The organism is Agromyces aureus (assembly GCF_001660485.1).
In the GTDB taxonomy this organism is placed as follows: domain Bacteria; phylum Actinomycetota; class Actinomycetes; order Actinomycetales; family Microbacteriaceae; genus Agromyces; species Agromyces aureus.
This window is the reverse complement of record NZ_CP013979.1, coordinates 2315558-2333331: the sequence shown is the minus strand read 5'-3', so window position 1 is coordinate 2333331 and position 17774 is coordinate 2315558. Positions and strand designations below refer to the sequence as shown.

The window sequence follows — 17774 nt, the reverse complement described above, 5'->3', positions numbered from 1 at the left end:
CGATCATGCGCTTCGCTGTGAAGCGCCTTCGAGTCTCCCGAAAGGTCACCGGTGCGCCACAATCGCCGTCTCCGATGGGCTGCAATCCCGATCGCAGTGTCACTCAGCCTCGTTCTCGCGGGGTGCACGCAGGCACAGCTCAACGGGTTCCTGCCGGGCTTCGAGGAGGGGCAGCCTCCCGTCACGAACCACACCGAGCGCGTCTCGGGCCTGTGGGTCACGTCGTGGATCGTGCTGCTCGTCGTCGGTGTCATCACCTGGGGCCTGACGATCTGGGCGGTCATCGCCTACCGTCGTCGCAAGGGCCAGACGGGTCTGCCCGTCCAGCTCCGCTACAACATGCCGATCGAGGTCTTCTACACGATCGTGCCCCTGATCCTCGTGCTGGGCTTCTTCGCCTTCACCGCTCGCGACCAGGAGGCCATCGAGCAGCGCTTCGCCGCCGACGACGTCGACGTCCAGGTCGAGGTCATCGCGAAGCAGTGGGCCTGGGACTTCAACTACGTCAACGAAGACGTGTATTCGCCCGGCATCCAGGGACAGCTCGACGACGAGGGCCCCAGCGGCTCGCTCGTCGAGTCCGAGATCCCCACGCTCTACCTGCCCGTCGGTGCGAACGTCGAGATCGAACTCGAGTCGCGCGACGTCATCCACTCGTTCTGGGTCGTGGACTTCCTCTACAAGAAGGACATGTTCCCCGGCAAGACCAACTACATGTCGTTCATCCCCGAGCGTGAGGGCACGTACGAGGGCAAGTGCGCCGAACTCTGCGGCGAGTACCACTCGCTGATGCTCTTCAACGTCAAGGTCGTCTCCGAGGCGGAGTACGAGACCTACATCGAGTCCTTGCGCGATCTCGGCCAGGAGGGTCAGCTCTCCAACGAGTACGACCGCAACCAGAACCTGCCCGGAACGGGCGCGCCCGAACTGAAAGAGGAGCACGAAGGCGAATGAGCACCACGACCGCACCGGCTCGGCCGCAGTCGAGCAGCCTTCCCTTCGGGGCCTCGAAGGTCGAGCGCAAGGGCAACGTCCTCGTCAAGTGGATCACCTCGACCGACCACAAGGTCATCGGGTACATGTACCTGATCACCTCGTTCGTCTTCTTCTGCATCGCCGGCGTGATGGCACTGATCATCCGCGCCCAGCTCTTCGAGCCCGGCCTCGAGATCGTGCAGACGCGTGAGCAGTACAACCAGCTCTTCACGATGCACGGCACGATCATGCTGCTCATGTTCGCGACGCCGTTGTTCGCCGGCTTCGCCAACGTGCTCATGCCGTTGCAGATCGGCGCTCCCGACGTCGCGTTCCCGCGACTGAACGCGTTCGCGTTCTGGATGTTCGCCTTCGGCTCGCTGATGGCGGTCGCCGGCTTCTTCACCCCGCAGGGTGCGGCATCGTTCGGCTGGTTCGCCTACCAGCCATTGGCCTCGACGACGTTCTCACCAGGCGTCGGCGGCAACCTCTGGATGCTCGGTCTCGGCCTCTCGGGCTTCGGCACCATCCTCGGCGCGGTGAACTTCATCACGACCATCATCACGATGCGCGCGCCGGGCATGACCATGTTCCGCATGCCGATCTTCACGTGGAACACGCTCGTCACCTCGATCCTCGTGCTGATGGCGTTCCCCGTGCTGGCCGCGGCCATGCTGGCGGCCGCTGCCGACCGCGTGTTCGATGCGCACATCTACGACCCCGCGAACGGCGGCGTCATCCTGTGGCAGCACCTCTTCTGGTTCTTCGGCCACCCCGAGGTGTACATCATCGCGCTGCCGTTCTTCGGCATCGTCTCCGAGATCTTCCCGGTCTTCAGCCGCAAGCCGATCTTCGGCTACACGACCCTCGTCTACGCGACCATCGCGATCGCCGCGCTCTCGGTCACGGTGTGGGCCCACCACATGTACGTGACGGGCTCGGTCCTCCTGCCGTTCTTCTCGTTGATGACGATGCTCATCGCAGTACCGACGGGTGTGAAGATCTTCAACTGGATCGGCACGATGTGGCGAGGGTCGATCACCTTCGAGACGCCGCTCGTGTGGTCGGTCGGCTTCCTCATCACGTTCGTGTTCGGTGGCCTCACCGGCGTCATCCTCGCGTCGCCGCCGCTTGACTTCGCCGTGTCCGACACCTACTTCGTCGTCGCTCACTTCCACTACGTGGTCTTCGGAACGGTCGTCTTCGCGATGTTCGCGGGCTTCTACTTCTGGTGGCCCAAGTGGACCGGGAAGATGCTCAACGAATCCCTCGGCAAGTGGCACTTCTGGCTGCTCTTCATCGGCTTCCACACCACCTTCCTGATCCAGCACTGGCTCGGAGTCGTGGCGATGCCTCGCCGGTACTACTCGTACCTGCCGGAGGACAACATCACGTGGATGAACCAGCTCTCGACGATCGGTTCTGCGATCCTCGCGATCTCGCTGATCCCGTTCTTCCTGAACGTGTACATCACCGCTCGTCGGGCTCCCAAGGTGACGGTCAACGACCCCTGGGGCTACGGTCGGTCGCTCGAGTGGGCGACCAGCTGCCCGCCGCCGCGACACAACTTCACCTCGATCCCGCGCATCCGCTCGGAGTCGCCGGCGTTCGACCTCAACCACCCCGAAGCCGGCATCCCCGTCGGCATCGGGCCGGGCAAGGACGCGCCTGCAGCGCCGGTGTTCGACGTCGAGACGAAGGAAGTCAAGTAGATGCGCGCGAATGTCGTTCTCTTCTGGATCCTCGCCGCGTTCTTCGCTGCCGCGGCCGCGGTCTACGGCGTGTGGTCGGCCCTCAGCGGCATCGAGGCGAACGGCGGCCCTGAGTGGGTCGGCCTAGTCGCCATCTCGCTGAGCGCCGTTCTCGCAGCGTTCATCGCGTTCTACCTCGGTCGGGTGCACGCGGCGCAGGGCGCTGAACTGCCCGAAGACCGCCTCGACGCGAACATCGACGACGGCGACCCCGAGCTCGGCTTCTTCAGCCCCTGGAGCTGGTGGCCGATCATGCTCGCGGGTTCTGCTGCGCTGCTGTTCCTCGGTCTCGCCATCGGCTTCTGGATCTCGTTCATCGCGGTCGGCATCGGCGTCATCAGCCTCGTCGGCTGGGTCTACGAGTACTACCGCGGCAACTTCGCCCGCTGAGCTGCACAGCCTGAAGCGGCCCCCGACACATCGTGTCGGGGGCCGCTTCGTGCATGCGCGACGGCATCGTCGGGAGGCAGGAGGCGCCGGTTGGTCGAAGCGACCGCGGGCGCAGGTCGCTCGTGATCGCTCGGCGCTCGTTCGATGCGTTGGCGACCGTTGGCGACCGTTGGCGGGAGCCTAGCGTCGGAAGGCGAGCACGTCGACGGAGATCGTCACCGGCGAACCGACCGGCGCTGCGGTTGCGCCCTCGAGCCCGCCGGCGTCCGTCAGGGCTGGTTCGCCCGCATGGTGGGCAGATGGGCCCATGGCGACGAGGTGCGCGCGCTGCTCGGAGCTGACGGGCTCCGAGTACTCGACATGCCTCCGATCGGCAAGACCGAAGCCGGCCGCGCCGAGCGTCTCGGTGACGAGTCGCTCCTTGTCTGCGGGTACCGTGAGGACGGAGCCGTCGCACCTGAGCTCCGCCAGGTGGTTCTCGCGGGGCACGACGACCACGAGGATGCCTCCGGGCTTGATCACGCGCGCGTACTCCTCGGGATTGCGCGGCGCGAAGACGTTGAGGGCAAGATCGGCGGAGGCGTCGCGCAGGGGGAGTGGACGCCAGATGTCGAGCACGACACCAGTGGCGCCGGAGATCCCTCGGGTGGCCAGTCGCACGGCAACGGGCGAGCGATCAGCGAGGAGCACCGCACTCGCTCTCACTCGCTCCTCCACGCGCGCTGCGTAGTAGCCGGTGCCGCATCCGAAGTCCACGAGACGAGGTCCGGTGTCGTCAGCGGCGAGCGGCGCGAGATTCAGCTCGGCGAGCTCGACGATCGCATCGGCGATCGGAACGTACAGCGCCGAATCGAGCAAGGCTGCTCGAGCCGTCAGCATCGCGTGGTCGTCGCCCACTGTGCGCGGGGCCCGCGGGGGGAGGAGGGTGACCGTGCCCTGACGTGCCACGTCGAACCGATGGCCGTTCGCGCATCCGATCACGAGGTCGCCGGTCGGGGACAGTACGGAGAAGCAGTTCGGGCACCGGAACCAGGTCGTGTCGAACGACATGGTCACGGTGCCCGAACTGATGGGTCGGTGGATCAGTGGTGGCCGCCGTGGCCGGACTCGATCTCGCCCTTGGTGACGGGGGCGATGCGGTCCTCGAAGAACCAGCGCGAGAGCGATGCGCGGAAGCGCTGGCCGACCGTGATCTTGCCGCGAGCATTCGGGCGGATCATGAGCGGCTCGTAGGTCTCGAAGCTCACGAGGCGCCAGCGGTCGTACTCGTCGAGCTGCTCGTGCACCTCGATGAACTCGCCGCCGGGCAGCCGCACGATGCGGCCGGACTCGAAGCCATGCAGGACGATCTCGCGGTCCTTCTTCTGCAGTGCGATGCAGACGCGCTTCGCGATGAAGAAGGCGACGAACGGACCGAGGATCACGACGGCCTGGAGTGCGTGGATCACGCCCTCCATCGTCAGCGAGAAGTGCGTCGCGAGGATGTCCGAGCTCGCCGCGGCCCAGAGGCCCGCGTAGAACGTGACGCCGGCAGCGCCGATGGCCGTGCGGGTCGGAGCGTTGCGGGGACGGTCCGCGATGTGGTGCTCGCGCTTGTCGCCGGTGATCCACGCCTCGATGAAGGGGTAGAGGAGCACGAGGACGATGAATATGCCGATGGCGATGAGCGGCACGAGGATGTTGAACGACCACGTGCGGTCCAGCCAGACGAACTCCCACCCCGGCGGGATGAGTCGGAGCGCACCGTCGGCGAAGCCGATGTACCAGTCGGGCTGGGTACCCGCCGACACCGGTGAGGGGTCGTAGGGGCCGTAGTTCCAGATCGGGTTGATCGTGAACAGCGACGCGATGAGTGCGATGACACCGAAGATGATGAAGAAGAATCCACCGGCCTTCGCGGCGTACACCGGGAGCACGGGCGGGCCGACGGCGTTCTGCTGCGTCTTGCCGGGGCCAGCGTACTGGGTGTGCTTGTGCACGACGACGAACACCAGGTGCAGCGCGATGAATGCGATGACCAGCGCGGGCAGGATCATGATGTGCAACGAGTACAGGCGTCCGACGATCTGCGTGCCCGGGAACTCGCCGCCGAAGAGGAGGAAGGAGATCCAGGTGCCGACCAGCGGGATGCCCTTGACCAGGCCGTCGATGATGCGGAGGCCGTTGCCCGAGAGCAGGTCGTCGGGGAGCGAGTACCCCGTGAAGCCCTCGGCCATGGCGAGGATGAACAGCGTGAAGCCGATCACCCAGTTGAACTCGCGCGGCTTGCGGAACGCACCCGTGAAGTAGATGCGCAGCATGTGCAGGCCGATCGCCGCCACGAAGAGCAGTGCAGCCCAGTGGTGCATCTGGCGCACGAACAGGCCGCCGCGGATGTCGAACGAGATATCGAGGGTCGACGCCATGGCGACCGACATCTCGACGCCCTTCAGCGGGACGTACGAGCCGTCGTAGTGCACCTCGGCCATCGATGCCTGGAAGAAGAACGTCAGGAACGTGCCCGAGATCAGGATGACGACGAACGAGAAGAGCGCGACTTCACCGAGGAGGAACGACCAGTGGTCTGGGAAGGCCTTGCGGCCGAGTTCCTTGATGAAGCCGGCGACGCTCGTGCGTTCGTTCACGTAGACCGCGGCAGCGGTCGTGAACGACCGCTTCTGCGTGCCGGTGGTGGGCGATGCGGTGCTCAATGACGCTCCCAGAAGCTCGGGCCGACGGGTTCGGTGAAGTCGCTCTGCGCGATGAGGTAACCCTCGTCGTCGATGGCGATCGGCAGCTGGGGCAGCGGCCGCTTGGCCGGTCCGAAGATGACCTCGCAGTGGTTCGCGACGTCGAACTGGGACTGGTGGCACGGGCAGAGCAGGTGGTGCGTGTGCTGCTCGTAGAGCGCCACGGGGCATCCGACGTGCGTGCAGATCTTCGAGTAGGCGACGATGCCGTCGTACGACCAGTTCTCGCGCTCGGGGAGCTGGTTCAGGTCCGCCGGGTCGAGGCGCATGAGGAGGACGGCCGCCTTGGCCTTCTCCTCGAGCTTGCCGTGCTCGAGTTCGGTCAGGCCCTCGGGGATGACGTGGAATGCGCTGCCGATCGTGACGTCGGAGGCCTTGATCGGGACACCGCTCGGGTCGAGGGCGAGTCGAGTGCCCTTGCGCCACATCGTGTGGCTGAGGAGCGGCACGGGAAGCTGGTCCTGCGGAGCGAAGCCGCGGAAGAGCACGACGGCGGGCAGCGGGAAGACGACGATCGCGCCGATGAGGCTGTTGCGGATGACCGCACGACGAGTGAACCCGGACTCGCGGTCGGCGTCGGCGAACACCTTCGCTGCCGCAGCCTGCGTCTCGGGGGAGCCCCCGGCCTCGTGACGCTCGTCGATGAGTTCGACGTCGACCATGACGGCCTTGCCCCAGTGCACGATGCCGATGCCGAGCGCGAGGAGCGCGAGCGTCGCTCCGAGTCCGATGAAGAGGTTGTTCAGGCGGACGTCGCCGACGTTGTTGGACTCCATCGGGAAGAGCATGTACGCGGCGACCGCCCACAGGCTTCCGAGCGCCGACAGGTAGAACAGCGTGTAGACGGTTCGCTGTGCACGCTTCTCCCGCTTGGGGTCTTCGTCGGTGACGCGAGGGCGATGCGGCGGGAATCCGGGGTTCGCGAATGCGTCCTGAACGATCAGCGCGGTGCCGGGCGAGGCATCGGATTCGTGCGCGGCATGCGACGAGTCGGCAGCGGCGAGCTCAGCTCCGCTGTGGTCGTCCTGGGCCATGGTTCTCCTTCTTCAGGTACTTCGGTACCGACGTGCGCTTAGTTGGACTTCGCCGTGATCCACACGGTGATCGCGACGATCGCGCCGAGACCGAAGATCCAGATGAACAGACCCTCGGCAACGGGGCCGAGCGAGCCGAGCTCGAATCCGCCGGGAGACCGGTTGTCCTGGACGTACTTGAGGTACGTGATGATGTCGCGCTTGTCTTCGGGCGAGATGTTCATATCGCTGAAGACGGGCATGTTCTGCGGGCCGGTGACCATCGCCTCGTAGATGTGCACGCCGCTGGTCTCGGTGAGGGCGGGAGCGAACTTGCCCTCGGTGAGCGCGCCACCGGCGCCGGCCACGTTGTGGCACATCGCGCAGTTGATGCGGAAGAGCTCAGCGCCGTTCGCGGCGTCGCCGCCGCCGTCGACGAGGTGCGCGGGCGGGATCGACGGGCCGGGGCCGAGCGAGGCGACGTACGCCGCGAGCTGCAGGATCTGCTCGTCGGTGAACTGCACGGGCTTGACCTGCGCCTGCGGCCCCTGCATCTGCATGGGCATGCGGCCGGTGCCGACCTGGAAGTCGACCGAGGCGGCACCCACGCCGACGAGGCTCGGGCCGGTCTCGGTGCCCTGGGCCGAGAGACCGTGGCAGGTCGCGCAGTTCGCCTGGAAGAGCTTCTTGCCCTCGTCGATCGTCTGCTGCGAGGTCAGGTCGGTCTCGGCCTGCGCGGTCGTGCCCGCGCTCAGGGCCGCGTAGGCGCCGCCCGTGAAGATGAGACCGATCGCGAGCAATGCGACCGTGGCGAGCGGGTGCCTGCGGCCGGTACGTCGCTTCTGGCGGTTCATGGGGTTCTTCCTGTTCGCGTGCATGCTGGGTGGGCGCTCCTGCTTGCGATTATTTGAGGACGTAGATGACCAGGAACAGGCCGATCCAGACGACGTCGACGAAGTGCCAGTAGTAGGACACGACGATCGCGCTCGTGGCCTCCTTGTGGCCGAAGTTCTTCACGGCGAAGACGCGGCCGATGACGAGGAGGAACGCGATGAGACCGCCGGTCACGTGGAGGCCGTGGAATCCGGTGGTGAGGTAGAAGGCCGACCCGTAGGAGTCGGACGAGAGGGAGACGCCCTCGGAGACGAGCATCGCGTACTCCCAGACCTGGCCCGAGACGAAGACCGCGCCCATGGCGAAGGTGAGGAAGAACCACTCGACCATGCCCCACTGCGTCGGCTTCCAGCCGGTGGCGTAGGGCTGCATGCGCTCGGCAGCGAACACGCCGAACTGGCAGGTCACCGACGAGAGCACGAGGATGATCGTGTTCGTCAGCGAGAACGGGAAGTTCAGCATGCCGGACTGCGCCGCCCACAGCTCGGGCGACATCGACCGGAGCGTGAAGTAGATGGCGAAGAGGCCCGCGAAGAACATGACCTCGCTGCCGAGCCAGACGATCGTGCCCACCGCAACGGTGTTCGGTCGTTTGATCACCGGCGCGCTCGCCTGGAAAGTCAATGAAGTGCTCGTCACGAAGTCCATTATGGCTGAAATCAGCACTGAGTTTTCGTCATCCTCGGCAGACGTGTCGTTCGGATCTCGGTAAGGCAACCCTAACTCGCGGTGGGAGAGACCCGTGAATCGCCCCTGAATCCCGTGGCTAGGATCGAGGTCATGTCCGCCGAACAGACCTGGCCCGCGATCCTGACCGCTCTTCTCGCACGAGAGGACCTGAGCGTGTCCGATGCCGCGTGGTGCATGGAGCAGGTCATGACGGGTTCGGCGACCGAGGCGCAGCTCGCAGCGTTCCTCGTGGCGCTCCGCGCCAAGGGCGAGACCGTCGACGAGGTCGTCGGCTTCCGGGATGCGGTGCTCGAGCACGCCGTGCCGCTCGACGTGGATCCCATGGCGCTGGACATCGTCGGCACCGGGGGAGACCGGTTCGGCACGGTGAACGTGTCGACCATGGCGTCCGTGGTCGCCGCGGCATCCGGCGTTCCCGTGATCAAGCACGGCAACCGTGCTGCCAGCTCGGCCTCAGGCTCCTCCGACGTGCTCGCCGCCCTCGGCATCGATCTCGCGCTGCCGGCCGAGCGGGTGGGCGAGGTGCTCGACGAGGCCGGCATCACGTTCGCATTCGCGTCGGCGTTCCACCCGGGCTTCCGACACGCGGGTGCCGTGCGCGCCCAGCTCGGCGTGCCGACCGTTTTCAACTTCCTCGGCCCGCTCTGCAACCCGGCCAGGCCGGAGGCGTCGGCCGTCGGCGTCGCCCACCTCGACCGGGTTCCCCTCATCGTCGGCGTGTTCCAGACGCGTGGAGCGACGGCCCTCGTGTTCCGCGGCGACGACGGGCTCGACGAGCTCACGACGACCGGGCACAGCCACGTCTGGGAAGTCTCGCGCGGCACGGTCAAGGAGCACGATCTGGATCCGCGCGATCTCGGCATCGCCCGTGCGAAGATCGACCAGCTCAAGGGCGGCGACGCGGCGTTCAACGCCGAGGTCGTCCACCGGGTCTTCGCGGGCGAGCAGGGTCCGGTGCGCGACATCGTGGTGCTGAACGCCGCAGCGGGGCTCGTCTCGTACGCGCTCGCGCAGGACCCCTCGCAGGTGCAGCGTTCGATCCTCGACCGCTTCGCCGAGCAGATGGCCATCGCCGCCGAGACGATCGACTCGGGCGCCGCCGCCCGCAAGCTCGAGCAGTGGGTCGCCGCGACCGAGCGGTGAGCCGCCGGACGACGGTGCACGCGATATGCCGGCCGCGACGCCCGACGACGACGAGCACGGGCCCCGCGACATCCGCGGGGCCCGTGCTCGTCGTTCAGTGGACGAGGGTCACGTCACGTCGTCGTCGACCCAGTCGAACGTCTTCGTGACGGCCTTCTTCCAGAGGCGGATCTGACGGTCGCGCTCCTCGGCTTCCATCTTCGGCTCCCAGCGCGAGTCCTCCTGCCAGTTGGCGCGGAGTTCGTCGAGGTCGCTCCAGAATCCGACCGCGAGGCCGGCCGCGTAGGCCGCACCGAGCGCGGTGGTCTCCGCGACCACGGGACGCACGACCGGCACACCCAGGATGTCGGCCTGGAACTGCATGAGCGTGTTGTTCGCGATCATGCCGCCGTCGACCTTGAGCTCGGTGAGATCCACGCCAGAGTCGGCGTTCACGGCGTCGAGCACCTCGCGGGTCTGGAACGCCGTCGCCTCGAGGGCGGCACGGGCGATGTGGCCCTTGTTCACGTACCTCGTGAGACCGACGAGCGCGCCGCGGGCGTCCGAACGCCAGTACGGCGCGAACAGGCCCGAGAACGCCGGCACGAAGTACGCGCCGCCGTTGTCGTCGACCGTCTTGGCGAGCTCTTCGACCTCCGGTGCGCTCGAGATGAGCCCCAGGTTGTCGCGGAGCCACTGGATCAGCGACCCCGTGACGGCGATCGATCCCTCGAGCGCGTAGTGGGCCGGCTGGTCGCCGAGCTTGTAGCCCAGCGTCGTCAGCAGCCCGTTCTTCGAGTGGACGATCTCGGTGTCGGTGTTGAAGATCAGGAAGTTGCCCGTGCCATAGGTGTTCTTGGATTCGCCAGGGCCGAACGCGGCCTGGCCGAACGTCGCGGCCTGCTGGTCGCCCAAGATGCCGGCGACGGGCGTCTCGCGGAGCAGGCTGGACGACGACGCCGTGCCGTAGACCTCGGAAGACGAGCGGATCTCGGGCAGCATCGACTTCGGAACACCGAACGCCTCGAGGATGTCGTCGCGCCACGAGAGCGTTTCGAGGTCCATGAACAGCGTGCGGCTGGCGTTGGTGACGTCGGTCGCATGCACGCCGCCGTCGACGCCGCCCGTGAGATTCCAGAGGACCCACGTGTCGGTCGTGCCGAAGAGCAGGTCGCCCGCCTCGGCCTTCTCGCGCGCACCCTCGACGTTCTCGAGGATCCAGACGATCTTCGTGCCCGAGAAGTAGGTCGCGAGCGGCAGCCCGACGTCCTGCTTGAAGCGCTCGACGCCGCCGTCGGCCGCGAGCCGGTCGACGATCGGCTGGGTACGGGTGTCCTGCCAGACGATCGCGTTGTACACGGGCTCGCCCGTGTTCTTATCCCACACGACGGCGGTCTCGCGCTGGTTCGTGATGCCCACCGCGGCGATGTCGTGCCTGGTCAGCTTCGCCTTGCCGAGCGCCTGGCCGATCACCTCGCCCGTGTTGCGCCAGATCTCGTTGGCGTCGTGCTCGACCCAACCCGCCTTCGGGAAGATCTGCTCGTGCTCGAGCTGACCCGTCGAAATGACCGATCCCTTCTTGTCGAAGATGATCGAGCGGGTGCTCGTCGTTCCCTGGTCGATCGCCAGGATGTAGTCGGCCATGACTTCCTCTCTGTCTGCGGCCTCGCAGCGCGAGGCGCGCCAATCATTGATCGCCAGCCCGCGCCGATGGGGCGCGGGCCCGCCGTCGATGCCCGCTCAGTCGAGCGCGGGCACGTCCGCTCAGCCGAGTACGGGCAGGAGGGCGAGCGCGGCCCAACCTGCGAGGAGACCACCGATGATCGGACCGACCACCGGGACCCACGAGTAGCTCCAGTCGCTGCCGCCCTTGCCCTTGATCGGCAGCAGCGCGTGGGCGATGCGCGGACCGAGGTCGCGCGCGGGGTTGATCGCATAGCCGGTCGGGCCACCGAGGGAGGCGCCGATCGCGATCACGAGGAACGCCACCGGGATCGCGCCGAGCTCGGCGGGAGTTCCGCCGTACGAGAATCCGAGGATGACGAAGACGAGCACGAACGTGCCGAAGATCTCGGTCACGAGGTTCCAGCCGTACGAGCGGATCGCCGGGCCGGTCGAGAACACGCCGAGCTTGTTGGCGGGCAGCGGCTCCTCGTCGAAGTGCTGCTTGTAGGCGAGCCAGCAGCAGACCGCGCCGATGAAGGCTCCGACGAACTGCGCGCCGATGTAGGTGAAGATCGACGCACCGTCGATCGGGATACCAGGAACGAACTCCGTCTCGCCCTTGCCGAGGAAGTTCGCCGTGAGGCCGAGCGTTACGGCCGGGTTCAAGTGGGCGCCCGACGCGTACGAGACGATGACGCCGGAGAAGACCGCGAGGCCCCAGCCGATGTTCACCATCAGGAACCCGCCGTTGTAGCCCTTGTTCTTCACGAGCGCGACATTCGCCACGACACCGCAACCGAGCAGGACCAACATCGCCGTGCCCACCATCTCCGAAAGGAAGATGATCCCGAGATTCATTGCAACCCCCTTCGCGTGCGCCGCATCGTTGCGGTCGCATGGTCACCATATCCCCGTGGCCGGTTCGCAGGGAATGGCCGCGCGGGAGTTGGCGTACCCCTTCCACGTCGGTCGCCTGCTGGCGTAGGTTGGCGACGGGAGTGCTGCGTCGGAGCCGATGCACGGTCGCTCGGCATCCTGCAGCCCGGGGGAAGGATGAGCGTGAAGAAGATCATCAACGACCCGAAGCGAGTGGTCGAGGAATCGGTCGCCGGATTCGGCAGAGCCCATGCGGATCTCGTCCGCGTCGAACTCGAGCCCGTGCACGTCGTGCGGGCCGATGCGCCGATCGCCGGCAAGGTCGGCCTCGTGAGCGGCGGTGGCAGCGGCCACGAGCCGCTGCACGCCGGCTACGTCGGCTTCGGCATGCTCGATGCCGCGGTGCCCGGTGCCGTGTTCACCTCGCCCACGCCCGACCCGATCCTCGCAGCGACCAAGGCCGTCGACGGTGGGGCCGGGGTGCTCCACATCGTGAAGAACTACACGGGCGACGTGCTGAACTTCGAGACCGCGGCCGAGCTCGCCGCCATGGACGGCATCACCGTGCGAGCGGTGGTGACCGACGACGACGTCGCCGTCAAGGACTCGCTCTACACCGCCGGTCGACGCGGCGTCGCGGGCACCGTGCTGGTCGAGAAGATCGCGGGCGCGGCCGCCGAGCGAGGCGACTCGCTCGACGAGGTCGCCGACCTCGCCGAGCGCGTGAACGCGAACGCGAGATCCATGGGGCTCGCGCTGACGGCCTGCGTCGTGCCGCATGCGGGGGAGCCGAGCTTCGACCTCGCCGAAGACGAGATCGAGATCGGCATCGGCATCCACGGTGAACCGGGTCGTGAGCGCGTGGGCCTCGAGCCCGCCGACCGACTGGTGGATCGGCTCCTCGAACCCATCCTCGAGGACCTGCCGTTCGGCGAGGGCGACCGCGTGCTGCTCTTCGTCAACGGCATGGGCGGCACCCCGCAAGTCGAGCTGTACCTCGCCTATCGTCGTGCCGACGAGGTGCTCCGCGAGCGTGGCATCTCCGTCGAGCGCTCGCTCGTGGGCAACTACATCACGGCGCTCGAGATGCAGGGCATGTCGATCACACTGCTGAAGCTCGACGACGAGATGATCGAACTCTGGGATGCGCCCGTCCAGACGGCGGCGCTGAGATGGGGGCGATAGGCGCGTGGGACTGGACATCACCTGGGCGGTCGACTGGGTCAGGCGCAGTGCCGACGTCATCGCCGAGCACCGCGTCGAGCTGATCAGGCTCGACCGCGACATCGGAGACGGCGACCACGGCGAGAACCTCGATCGGGGGTTCACCGCCGTGGTGCCGAAGCTCGACGACCTCGCGGCGGGCTCGACGCCCGGCGACGTGCTGAAACTCGTGGCGATGACCCTGATCTCCACGGTCGGCGGAGCCGCGGGGCCGCTCTACGGCACCGCCTACCTGAAGGCGGCCGCTGCCGCGGGTTCCGAGTCCTCGCTGGACGGCGAGGCGATCGCGAAGATCCTCGCCGCGGCGCGCGACGGCATCGTGTCCCGGGGCAAGGCCGAATCCGGCGACAAGACCATGATCGATGCGTGGACGCCGGCGGTCGATGCGGCGGCCGCGGCAGCGGCATCCGGTGCCGACGCCACCGCGGTGCTCGCCGCCGCGGCGGATGCGGCTGAAGCCGGTGCGGAGGCGACCGAGCCGCTCATCGCCCGCAAGGGCCGCGCGAGCTACCTCGGCGAGCGTTCGGTGGGCCACCGAGATCCGGGCGCGCAGTCGACGGCGCTCCTGCTGCGTGCGGCGGCGGATGCCGCCTCCGAGTCGACGGGTGCCTGACGTGGGCGACTCGCCGCGCGTCGGGCTCGTGTTCGTCTCGCACTCGTCGAAGATCGCCGAAGGGCTCGTCGACCTGGCCGCGCAGATGGCGCCGACGATCTCCCTCGTCGCCGCGGGCGGCACGGACGACGGCCGCATCGGCACGAGCTTCGACCGCGTCACCGCGGCCATCGGCGAAGCGGATTCGGGCGCAGGCGCCGTCGTGCTGTGCGACCTGGGTTCGGCGATCCTCACGACCGAGACCGCGCTCGACTTCCTCGACGACGAGACCCGCACCCGCGTGGTCATCGCCGACGCCCCGCTCGTCGAGGGCGGAGTCGCGGCGGCGGTCGCCGCAGAGGCCGGCGAGCCCATCGACGCGGTGGTCGCGGCGGCGCGTTCGGCGAACGCGACGGCCGGCGACGGCGACGGCGACGGCGGTGCGGATGCCGCTGGCGGGCCGATCGAGGCCGGCGTACCGGCATCCGACGCACCGGCCGAGGCGACGGGCGCGAGCGCCGAGGCGAGTGCAGCAGCCGGCTATGCGCGACGCGAGACCATCACGAACGACGACGGACTGCACGCGCGCCCCGCAGCCGAGTTCGTGAAGCTCGCCAGCACGTTCGCGCAACGGGTGACCGTGAACGGCATCGATGCGAGGAGCCTGCTCGCGATCATGTCCCTCGGGCTCACGAAGGGCGCCTCGATCGAGATCGCGAGCGTCGACCCTGAGGGCGCCGCCGCAGTGGATGCCCTCGCCGACCTCGTGCAGAGCGGGTTCGGCGAGCACTGAACGACGCCACGACGTCACGATGTCGCGGCACTGCGACGTCGCGACGTCGTGCGAGCCGTCAGTTGCCGCCGGTGATGCGGATGTCGGCGCCCGAGGTGTACGAGGCGTCCTCGGAGAGCAGGTAGGCGACGGCTCCCGCGATCTCGTGCACCTCGCCCGGCCTCCGCATGGGGATGCCGGGCGCGCGCTCGTCGGGTGCATCCGGTCGCCCGGCCGCCGCGTGGATCTCGGTGCGGGTGGTGCCGGGCGAGACCGTGTTGACGCGCACGCCCACCGGGCCGAACTCCTTCGAGGCGCCGATCGTGAGCGCGTTCAGCGCCGCCTTGCTCATCGCGTACGTCACGTAGGTGTTGGGCGAACCGCTGGTCGCCGCACCCGAGGAGATGTTCACGACGGCGCCGCCCGCGCCGCCGCGGTCGGTCGCCATGTGCGCGATGGCACCCTGCGTGATGAGGGTCGGAGCGAGCACGTTGATGCGGAACACCATCTCGGTCTCCTCGATGGGCGCATCGAGGAAGGGACCGATGCGGGCCGTGATGCCCGCGTTGTTCACGAGGCCGGTGACGGTGCCGAAGCGGGCGATCGCGGCGGGCACGACGGTCGCCGCCGCATCCAGATCGGCCATGTCGACCTGGAGGACGAGCACCTGCACGCCGGCGGCCTCGCAGTCGACTCGAACCGCCTCGGCCTCGGCGGCGCGCTCGCGATACGTGAGGACCAGGTCGTGCCCGGCTGCCGCGAGCCGAACGGCGATCGCCGCGCCGATGCCTCGGCTCGCACCGGTGACGATCGTGACGGGATGGTGTGAAGTCGGTCGGGCCATGATGCCAGCGTAGAACGGATGTCTCGGGGTGCTGGCGGCGATCGGCGGGCAGGCGTAGCATCCGCGCATGGTGCGCGAAGTGGCGAGCCCGCCTGAGGGCAAGACCGGAAACTCCTTCTCACGACTCGTCGACCGGGTCGGACACTCGATGTCGTCGACGCTCGGCGGCAGTCAGGCCGTCGATGCGAATCCCGAAGACCCGCGTCCGCTCGCAGAGCGGCCGTGCCCGCTCTGCGGACACGCGATGGGGGAGCACCGGATCGACCACTCGACGCCCAATTCGATGCTCGAGTGCCCGACGACCGATCGGCTGCCGGAGCGTGCGATCGACACGCCGCTGAACGAACTGGGGATGCCCATCGATCGATGAGTCGCGGCGTCGACGCCCGCATCGTGGATGCGGTCGGCCATGGCATCCATTCATTTGCGGAATCGATCTGCCTTCATCGATGCGATGCGGGCATCGATCGTTCGATCGATCGCGGGTCGCCGGCGAGCGATCAGAACGGCCAGATCAACGGCACGTAGAGCACGGCGACCGCAAGGAACAGCAGCAGGAGCGGCAGCCCGAGCTTCCAGTAGTCGCCGAACCGGTAGCCGCCCGGCTCGAGCACCATCGTGTTCACAGGTGTGGCGACCGGGGTGAGGAACGCCGCGGCGCCGGCGACCGACAGCGCCATCATGAATGGCAGCACCGACACGCCGAGCTCACCCGCGACGACGACCGCGATCGGGGCGACGATGAGCACCGTCGCCGTGTTCGAGATCAACTGACCCAGCACCATCGTGAGCACGCACACGGCGAGCAGGGCGACCGTGGGCGACGCGTCGCCGACGACGTCGAGCAGGGTGCGCGCGACGAGATCGGCCGCGCCGGTCTGCACGAACGCCGTCGAGAGCGGGATCATGCCCGCCACGAGCACGACCGTGGTCCACGAGATGCTCCGGTACGACTGCATCGGCGTGAGCACCCTCAGCAGCACGAGGGCGGATGCCGCGAGCAGGCCCGCGATCGCGGGAGGCACGATGCCCGTGGCGAGCAGCACGACCATGAGCCCGAGCACGACGATCGCGCGCTTCGCGCCGACTCCGAGTGGAACCGATCGCCGCAGCCCCGACGGGCGATCGACGACGAGCACGTCGGGGCCGGCGGTGCGCCGCTCGAGGTCGTCCCACGCGCCGGAGAGCAGCAGGGTGTCGCCGGGCTGCAGCGTCGCGTCGGGGCCGACGAGCTCCTCGCCGGCGCGCTGGACCGCGACGACGACGAGGTCGCCGCTCGGCGTGGTCATGCCCGCGAAGAGCCGCAGTCCGATGAGCTTGGAGCGCGGTGCGACCACCACCTCGGTGACGCCGTTGCGCACGCCGATGAGCTCGGTGCCGTCGGGGATCGCATACTGCCGTCGGAGGGTGTCCGAGAGCGCCCCCAGATCCCGGGGGAGCGTGGTCGGGGTGCGCGACGGCAGCAGCCATCGTCCGAAGACGGCGATGATGGCGAGCGTTCCGACGAGCAGGGGAAGGCCGACTAGCCCGAACTCGAAGAAGCCGAACGGGCGAGCACCGGCATCCGCCGCCGTCTCGCTCACGATGATGTTCACGGGCGTGCCCGTGAGTGCGAGCATCGACCCGGCATGCGCCGAGAAGGCGAGCGGCATGAGCATCTGCGACGGCGGGATGCCGGCGCGGGTCGCGACCACCACGACGACCGGGATGAGCGCAGCGACCGCGCCGTTCACGCTGATCAGCGCCGTGATCACGGCGACGAGCACGCAGATGACGAGCAGGAGCGGCGTACGCCGGGTACCGGCTCTGCCGATCACGACCTGACCGGCCCATGCCGTGACGCCCGTCGAGTCCAGCGCCTCGCTCACGACGAACAGGCTCGCGATGAAGATCACGGTGGGATCGCCGAACCCGGCGAGCGCCTGCCCGAGATCGAGCACCCCCGTCGCCCAGAGCGCCACGGAGACGCCGATCGCGACGATGCCGAGCGGCACGCGGTTCGAGAGGAACGCCACGATGGCCAGCGCGAGGATGCCCAGCGTGAGGGCGACGGGATCCATGCGGCAACCCTAGTGCGCGGCATCCGTCGATCGAGGTGTTGCATGGTTCCGCTCGCGCAATCGTGGCAGTACTGTCAGCGGTGAGCGCCCGTGCCGCGTACGGTTCGGGCCACACGTTTCGGGGGAGAGGTGTTCGATGGCGTCGAGCGGACGTACGGACGAGGTCGGAGCAGTCGG

Annotated in this window: 18 protein-coding genes; 9 read left to right on the top strand and 9 right to left on the bottom strand. The window is 67.9% G+C overall.

Annotation, left to right across the window (positions count from 1 at the left end; all coding sequences use genetic code 11):
• Positions 1–51 precede the first annotated feature (51 nt).
• Genes ctaC through ATC03_RS10330 form a run of 3 tightly spaced genes read left to right on the top strand, consistent with a single transcriptional unit; the run spans position 52 to position 3116 of the window.
• The gene (ctaC, locus tag ATC03_RS10340) at positions 52–954 is read left to right on the top strand and encodes an aa3-type cytochrome oxidase subunit II (RefSeq protein WP_067876508.1); all 903 of its coding nucleotides are present in this window, start codon (positions 52–54) and stop codon (positions 952–954) included.
• On the top strand, positions 951–2687 hold the full coding sequence (gene ctaD, locus ATC03_RS10335; protein WP_067876505.1) for an aa3-type cytochrome oxidase subunit I: 1737 nt from the start codon (positions 951–953) through the stop codon (positions 2685–2687). The genes ctaC and ctaD overlap by 4 nt, the downstream gene beginning before the upstream one ends.
• On the top strand, positions 2688–3116 hold the full coding sequence (locus ATC03_RS10330; protein ID WP_067876503.1) for a cytochrome c oxidase subunit 4: 429 nt from the start codon (positions 2688–2690) through the stop codon (positions 3114–3116).
• Between the two features lie 180 nt (positions 3117–3296).
• Here ATC03_RS10330 and ATC03_RS10325 read toward each other — a convergent pair whose 3' ends face one another.
• Genes ATC03_RS10325 through ctaE form a run of 5 tightly spaced genes read right to left on the bottom strand, consistent with a single transcriptional unit; the run spans position 3297 to position 8400 of the window.
• Positions 3297–4166 carry a putative RNA methyltransferase gene (locus tag ATC03_RS10325; protein WP_067876500.1) on the bottom strand — a complete coding sequence of 290 codons (870 nt, stop codon included), beginning with the start codon at positions 4164–4166 and terminating at the stop codon, positions 3297–3299.
• A 32-nt stretch (positions 4167–4198) separates the two neighbouring features.
• The gene (qcrB, locus tag ATC03_RS10320; RefSeq protein ID WP_067876497.1) at positions 4199–5806 is read right to left on the bottom strand and encodes a cytochrome bc1 complex cytochrome b subunit; all 1608 of its coding nucleotides are present in this window, start codon (positions 5804–5806) and stop codon (positions 4199–4201) included.
• Positions 5803–6879, bottom strand: coding sequence for a cytochrome bc1 complex Rieske iron-sulfur subunit (gene qcrA, locus ATC03_RS10315; RefSeq protein ID WP_067876494.1), 1077 nt, complete (start codon positions 6877–6879; stop codon positions 5803–5805). The genes qcrB and qcrA overlap by 4 nt, the downstream gene beginning before the upstream one ends.
• Before the next feature lie 38 nt (positions 6880–6917).
• On the bottom strand, positions 6918–7712 hold the full coding sequence (qcrC, locus tag ATC03_RS10310) for a cytochrome bc1 complex diheme cytochrome c subunit (protein ID WP_067876492.1): 795 nt from the start codon (positions 7710–7712) through the stop codon (positions 6918–6920).
• A 49-nt stretch (positions 7713–7761) separates the two neighbouring features.
• On the bottom strand, positions 7762–8400 hold the full coding sequence (gene ctaE / locus ATC03_RS10305; RefSeq protein ID WP_067876487.1) for an aa3-type cytochrome oxidase subunit III: 639 nt from the start codon (positions 8398–8400) through the stop codon (positions 7762–7764).
• Between the two features lie 132 nt (positions 8401–8532).
• Between ctaE and trpD the strand changes: the two genes are divergently transcribed.
• Positions 8533–9585, top strand: coding sequence for an anthranilate phosphoribosyltransferase (gene trpD, locus ATC03_RS10300; protein WP_067876484.1), 1053 nt, complete (start codon positions 8533–8535; stop codon positions 9583–9585).
• Positions 9586–9693: 108 nt separating this feature from the next.
• On the opposite strand, the gene glpK is transcribed toward trpD, so the two are convergent.
• Both glpK and ATC03_RS10290 read right to left on the bottom strand, forming a co-directional pair.
• Complete coding sequence (gene glpK, locus ATC03_RS10295) at positions 9694–11208, bottom strand: glycerol kinase GlpK (protein WP_067876481.1); 1515 nt, start codon at positions 11206–11208, stop codon at positions 9694–9696.
• A gap of 120 nt (positions 11209–11328) precedes the next feature.
• A complete protein-coding gene (locus tag ATC03_RS10290) occupies positions 11329–12087 on the bottom strand; it encodes an MIP/aquaporin family protein (protein ID WP_067876478.1) in 759 nt (252 codons plus the stop codon).
• Between the two features lie 201 nt (positions 12088–12288).
• On the opposite strand from ATC03_RS10290, the gene dhaK reads away from it, so the two are divergent.
• Genes dhaK through dhaM form a run of 3 tightly spaced genes read left to right on the top strand, consistent with a single transcriptional unit; the run spans position 12289 to position 14714 of the window.
• On the top strand, positions 12289–13290 hold the full coding sequence (gene dhaK, locus ATC03_RS10285) for a dihydroxyacetone kinase subunit DhaK (RefSeq protein WP_067876475.1): 1002 nt from the start codon (positions 12289–12291) through the stop codon (positions 13288–13290).
• 4 nt (positions 13291–13294) lie between these two features.
• Positions 13295–13942, top strand: coding sequence for a dihydroxyacetone kinase subunit DhaL (gene dhaL / locus ATC03_RS20810; RefSeq protein WP_067876472.1), 648 nt, complete (start codon positions 13295–13297; stop codon positions 13940–13942).
• Complete coding sequence (dhaM, locus tag ATC03_RS10275; protein WP_227820062.1) at positions 13935–14714, top strand: dihydroxyacetone kinase phosphoryl donor subunit DhaM; 780 nt, start codon at positions 13935–13937, stop codon at positions 14712–14714. The genes dhaL and dhaM overlap by 8 nt, the downstream gene beginning before the upstream one ends.
• 58 nt (positions 14715–14772) lie before the next feature.
• Here the strand turns inward: dhaM and ATC03_RS10270 are convergent, their stop codons facing one another.
• Positions 14773–15537, bottom strand: a complete 765-nt coding sequence (locus ATC03_RS10270; protein WP_067876466.1) for an SDR family NAD(P)-dependent oxidoreductase — start codon at positions 15535–15537, stop codon at positions 14773–14775.
• A 148-nt stretch (positions 15538–15685) separates the two neighbouring features.
• On the opposite strand from ATC03_RS10270, the gene ATC03_RS10265 reads away from it, so the two are divergent.
• Together ATC03_RS10265 and ATC03_RS20575 are read left to right on the top strand one after the other, a co-directional pair.
• Entirely contained in the window at positions 15686–15907 is a 222-nt protein-coding gene (locus ATC03_RS10265) for a hypothetical protein (RefSeq protein ID WP_152030918.1), read from the top strand.
• A complete protein-coding gene (locus ATC03_RS20575; RefSeq protein ID WP_156997150.1) occupies positions 15904–16065 on the top strand; it encodes a hypothetical protein in 162 nt (53 codons plus the stop codon). Before ATC03_RS10265 ends, ATC03_RS20575 begins: the two co-directional genes overlap by 4 nt.
• Here the strand turns inward: ATC03_RS20575 and ATC03_RS10260 are convergent.
• The gene (locus ATC03_RS10260; protein ID WP_067876461.1) at positions 16038–17597 is read right to left on the bottom strand and encodes an SLC13 family permease; all 1560 of its coding nucleotides are present in this window, start codon (positions 17595–17597) and stop codon (positions 16038–16040) included. The genes ATC03_RS20575 and ATC03_RS10260 overlap by 28 nt on opposite strands.
• Between the last annotated feature and the right edge of the window lie 177 nt (positions 17598–17774).

What these genes read in the sequence shown, in the direction of transcription:
- ATC03_RS10325 (WP_067876500.1), bottom strand. Translation starts at nt 4,166, where the DNA reads ATGTCGTTCGACACGACCTGGTTCCGGTGCCCGAACTGCTTCTCCGTA.
- ATC03_RS10260 (WP_067876461.1), bottom strand. Translation starts at nt 17,597, where the DNA reads ATGGATCCCGTCGCCCTCACGCTGGGCATCCTCGCGCTGGCCATCGTG.
- trpD (WP_067876484.1), top strand. Translation starts at nt 8,533, where the DNA reads ATGTCCGCCGAACAGACCTGGCCCGCGATCCTGACCGCTCTTCTCGCA.
- ATC03_RS10290 (WP_067876478.1), bottom strand. Translation starts at nt 12,087, where the DNA reads ATGAATCTCGGGATCATCTTCCTTTCGGAGATGGTGGGCACGGCGATG.
- ATC03_RS10330 (WP_067876503.1), top strand. Translation starts at nt 2,688, where the DNA reads ATGCGCGCGAATGTCGTTCTCTTCTGGATCCTCGCCGCGTTCTTCGCT.
- ctaD (WP_067876505.1), top strand. Translation starts at nt 951, where the DNA reads ATGAGCACCACGACCGCACCGGCTCGGCCGCAGTCGAGCAGCCTTCCC.
- glpK (WP_067876481.1), bottom strand. Translation starts at nt 11,208, where the DNA reads ATGGCCGACTACATCCTGGCGATCGACCAGGGAACGACGAGCACCCGC.
- qcrA (WP_067876494.1), bottom strand. Translation starts at nt 6,879, where the DNA reads ATGGCCCAGGACGACCACAGCGGAGCTGAGCTCGCCGCTGCCGACTCG.
- qcrC (WP_067876492.1), bottom strand. Translation starts at nt 7,712, where the DNA reads ATGAACCGCCAGAAGCGACGTACCGGCCGCAGGCACCCGCTCGCCACG.
- ctaE (WP_067876487.1), bottom strand. Translation starts at nt 8,400, where the DNA reads ATGGACTTCGTGACGAGCACTTCATTGACTTTCCAGGCGAGCGCGCCG.
- ATC03_RS10265 (WP_152030918.1), top strand. Translation starts at nt 15,686, where the DNA reads ATGTCGTCGACGCTCGGCGGCAGTCAGGCCGTCGATGCGAATCCCGAA.
- ATC03_RS20575 (WP_156997150.1), top strand. Translation starts at nt 15,904, where the DNA reads ATGAGTCGCGGCGTCGACGCCCGCATCGTGGATGCGGTCGGCCATGGC.
- ATC03_RS10270 (WP_067876466.1), bottom strand. Translation starts at nt 15,537, where the DNA reads ATGGCCCGACCGACTTCACACCATCCCGTCACGATCGTCACCGGTGCG.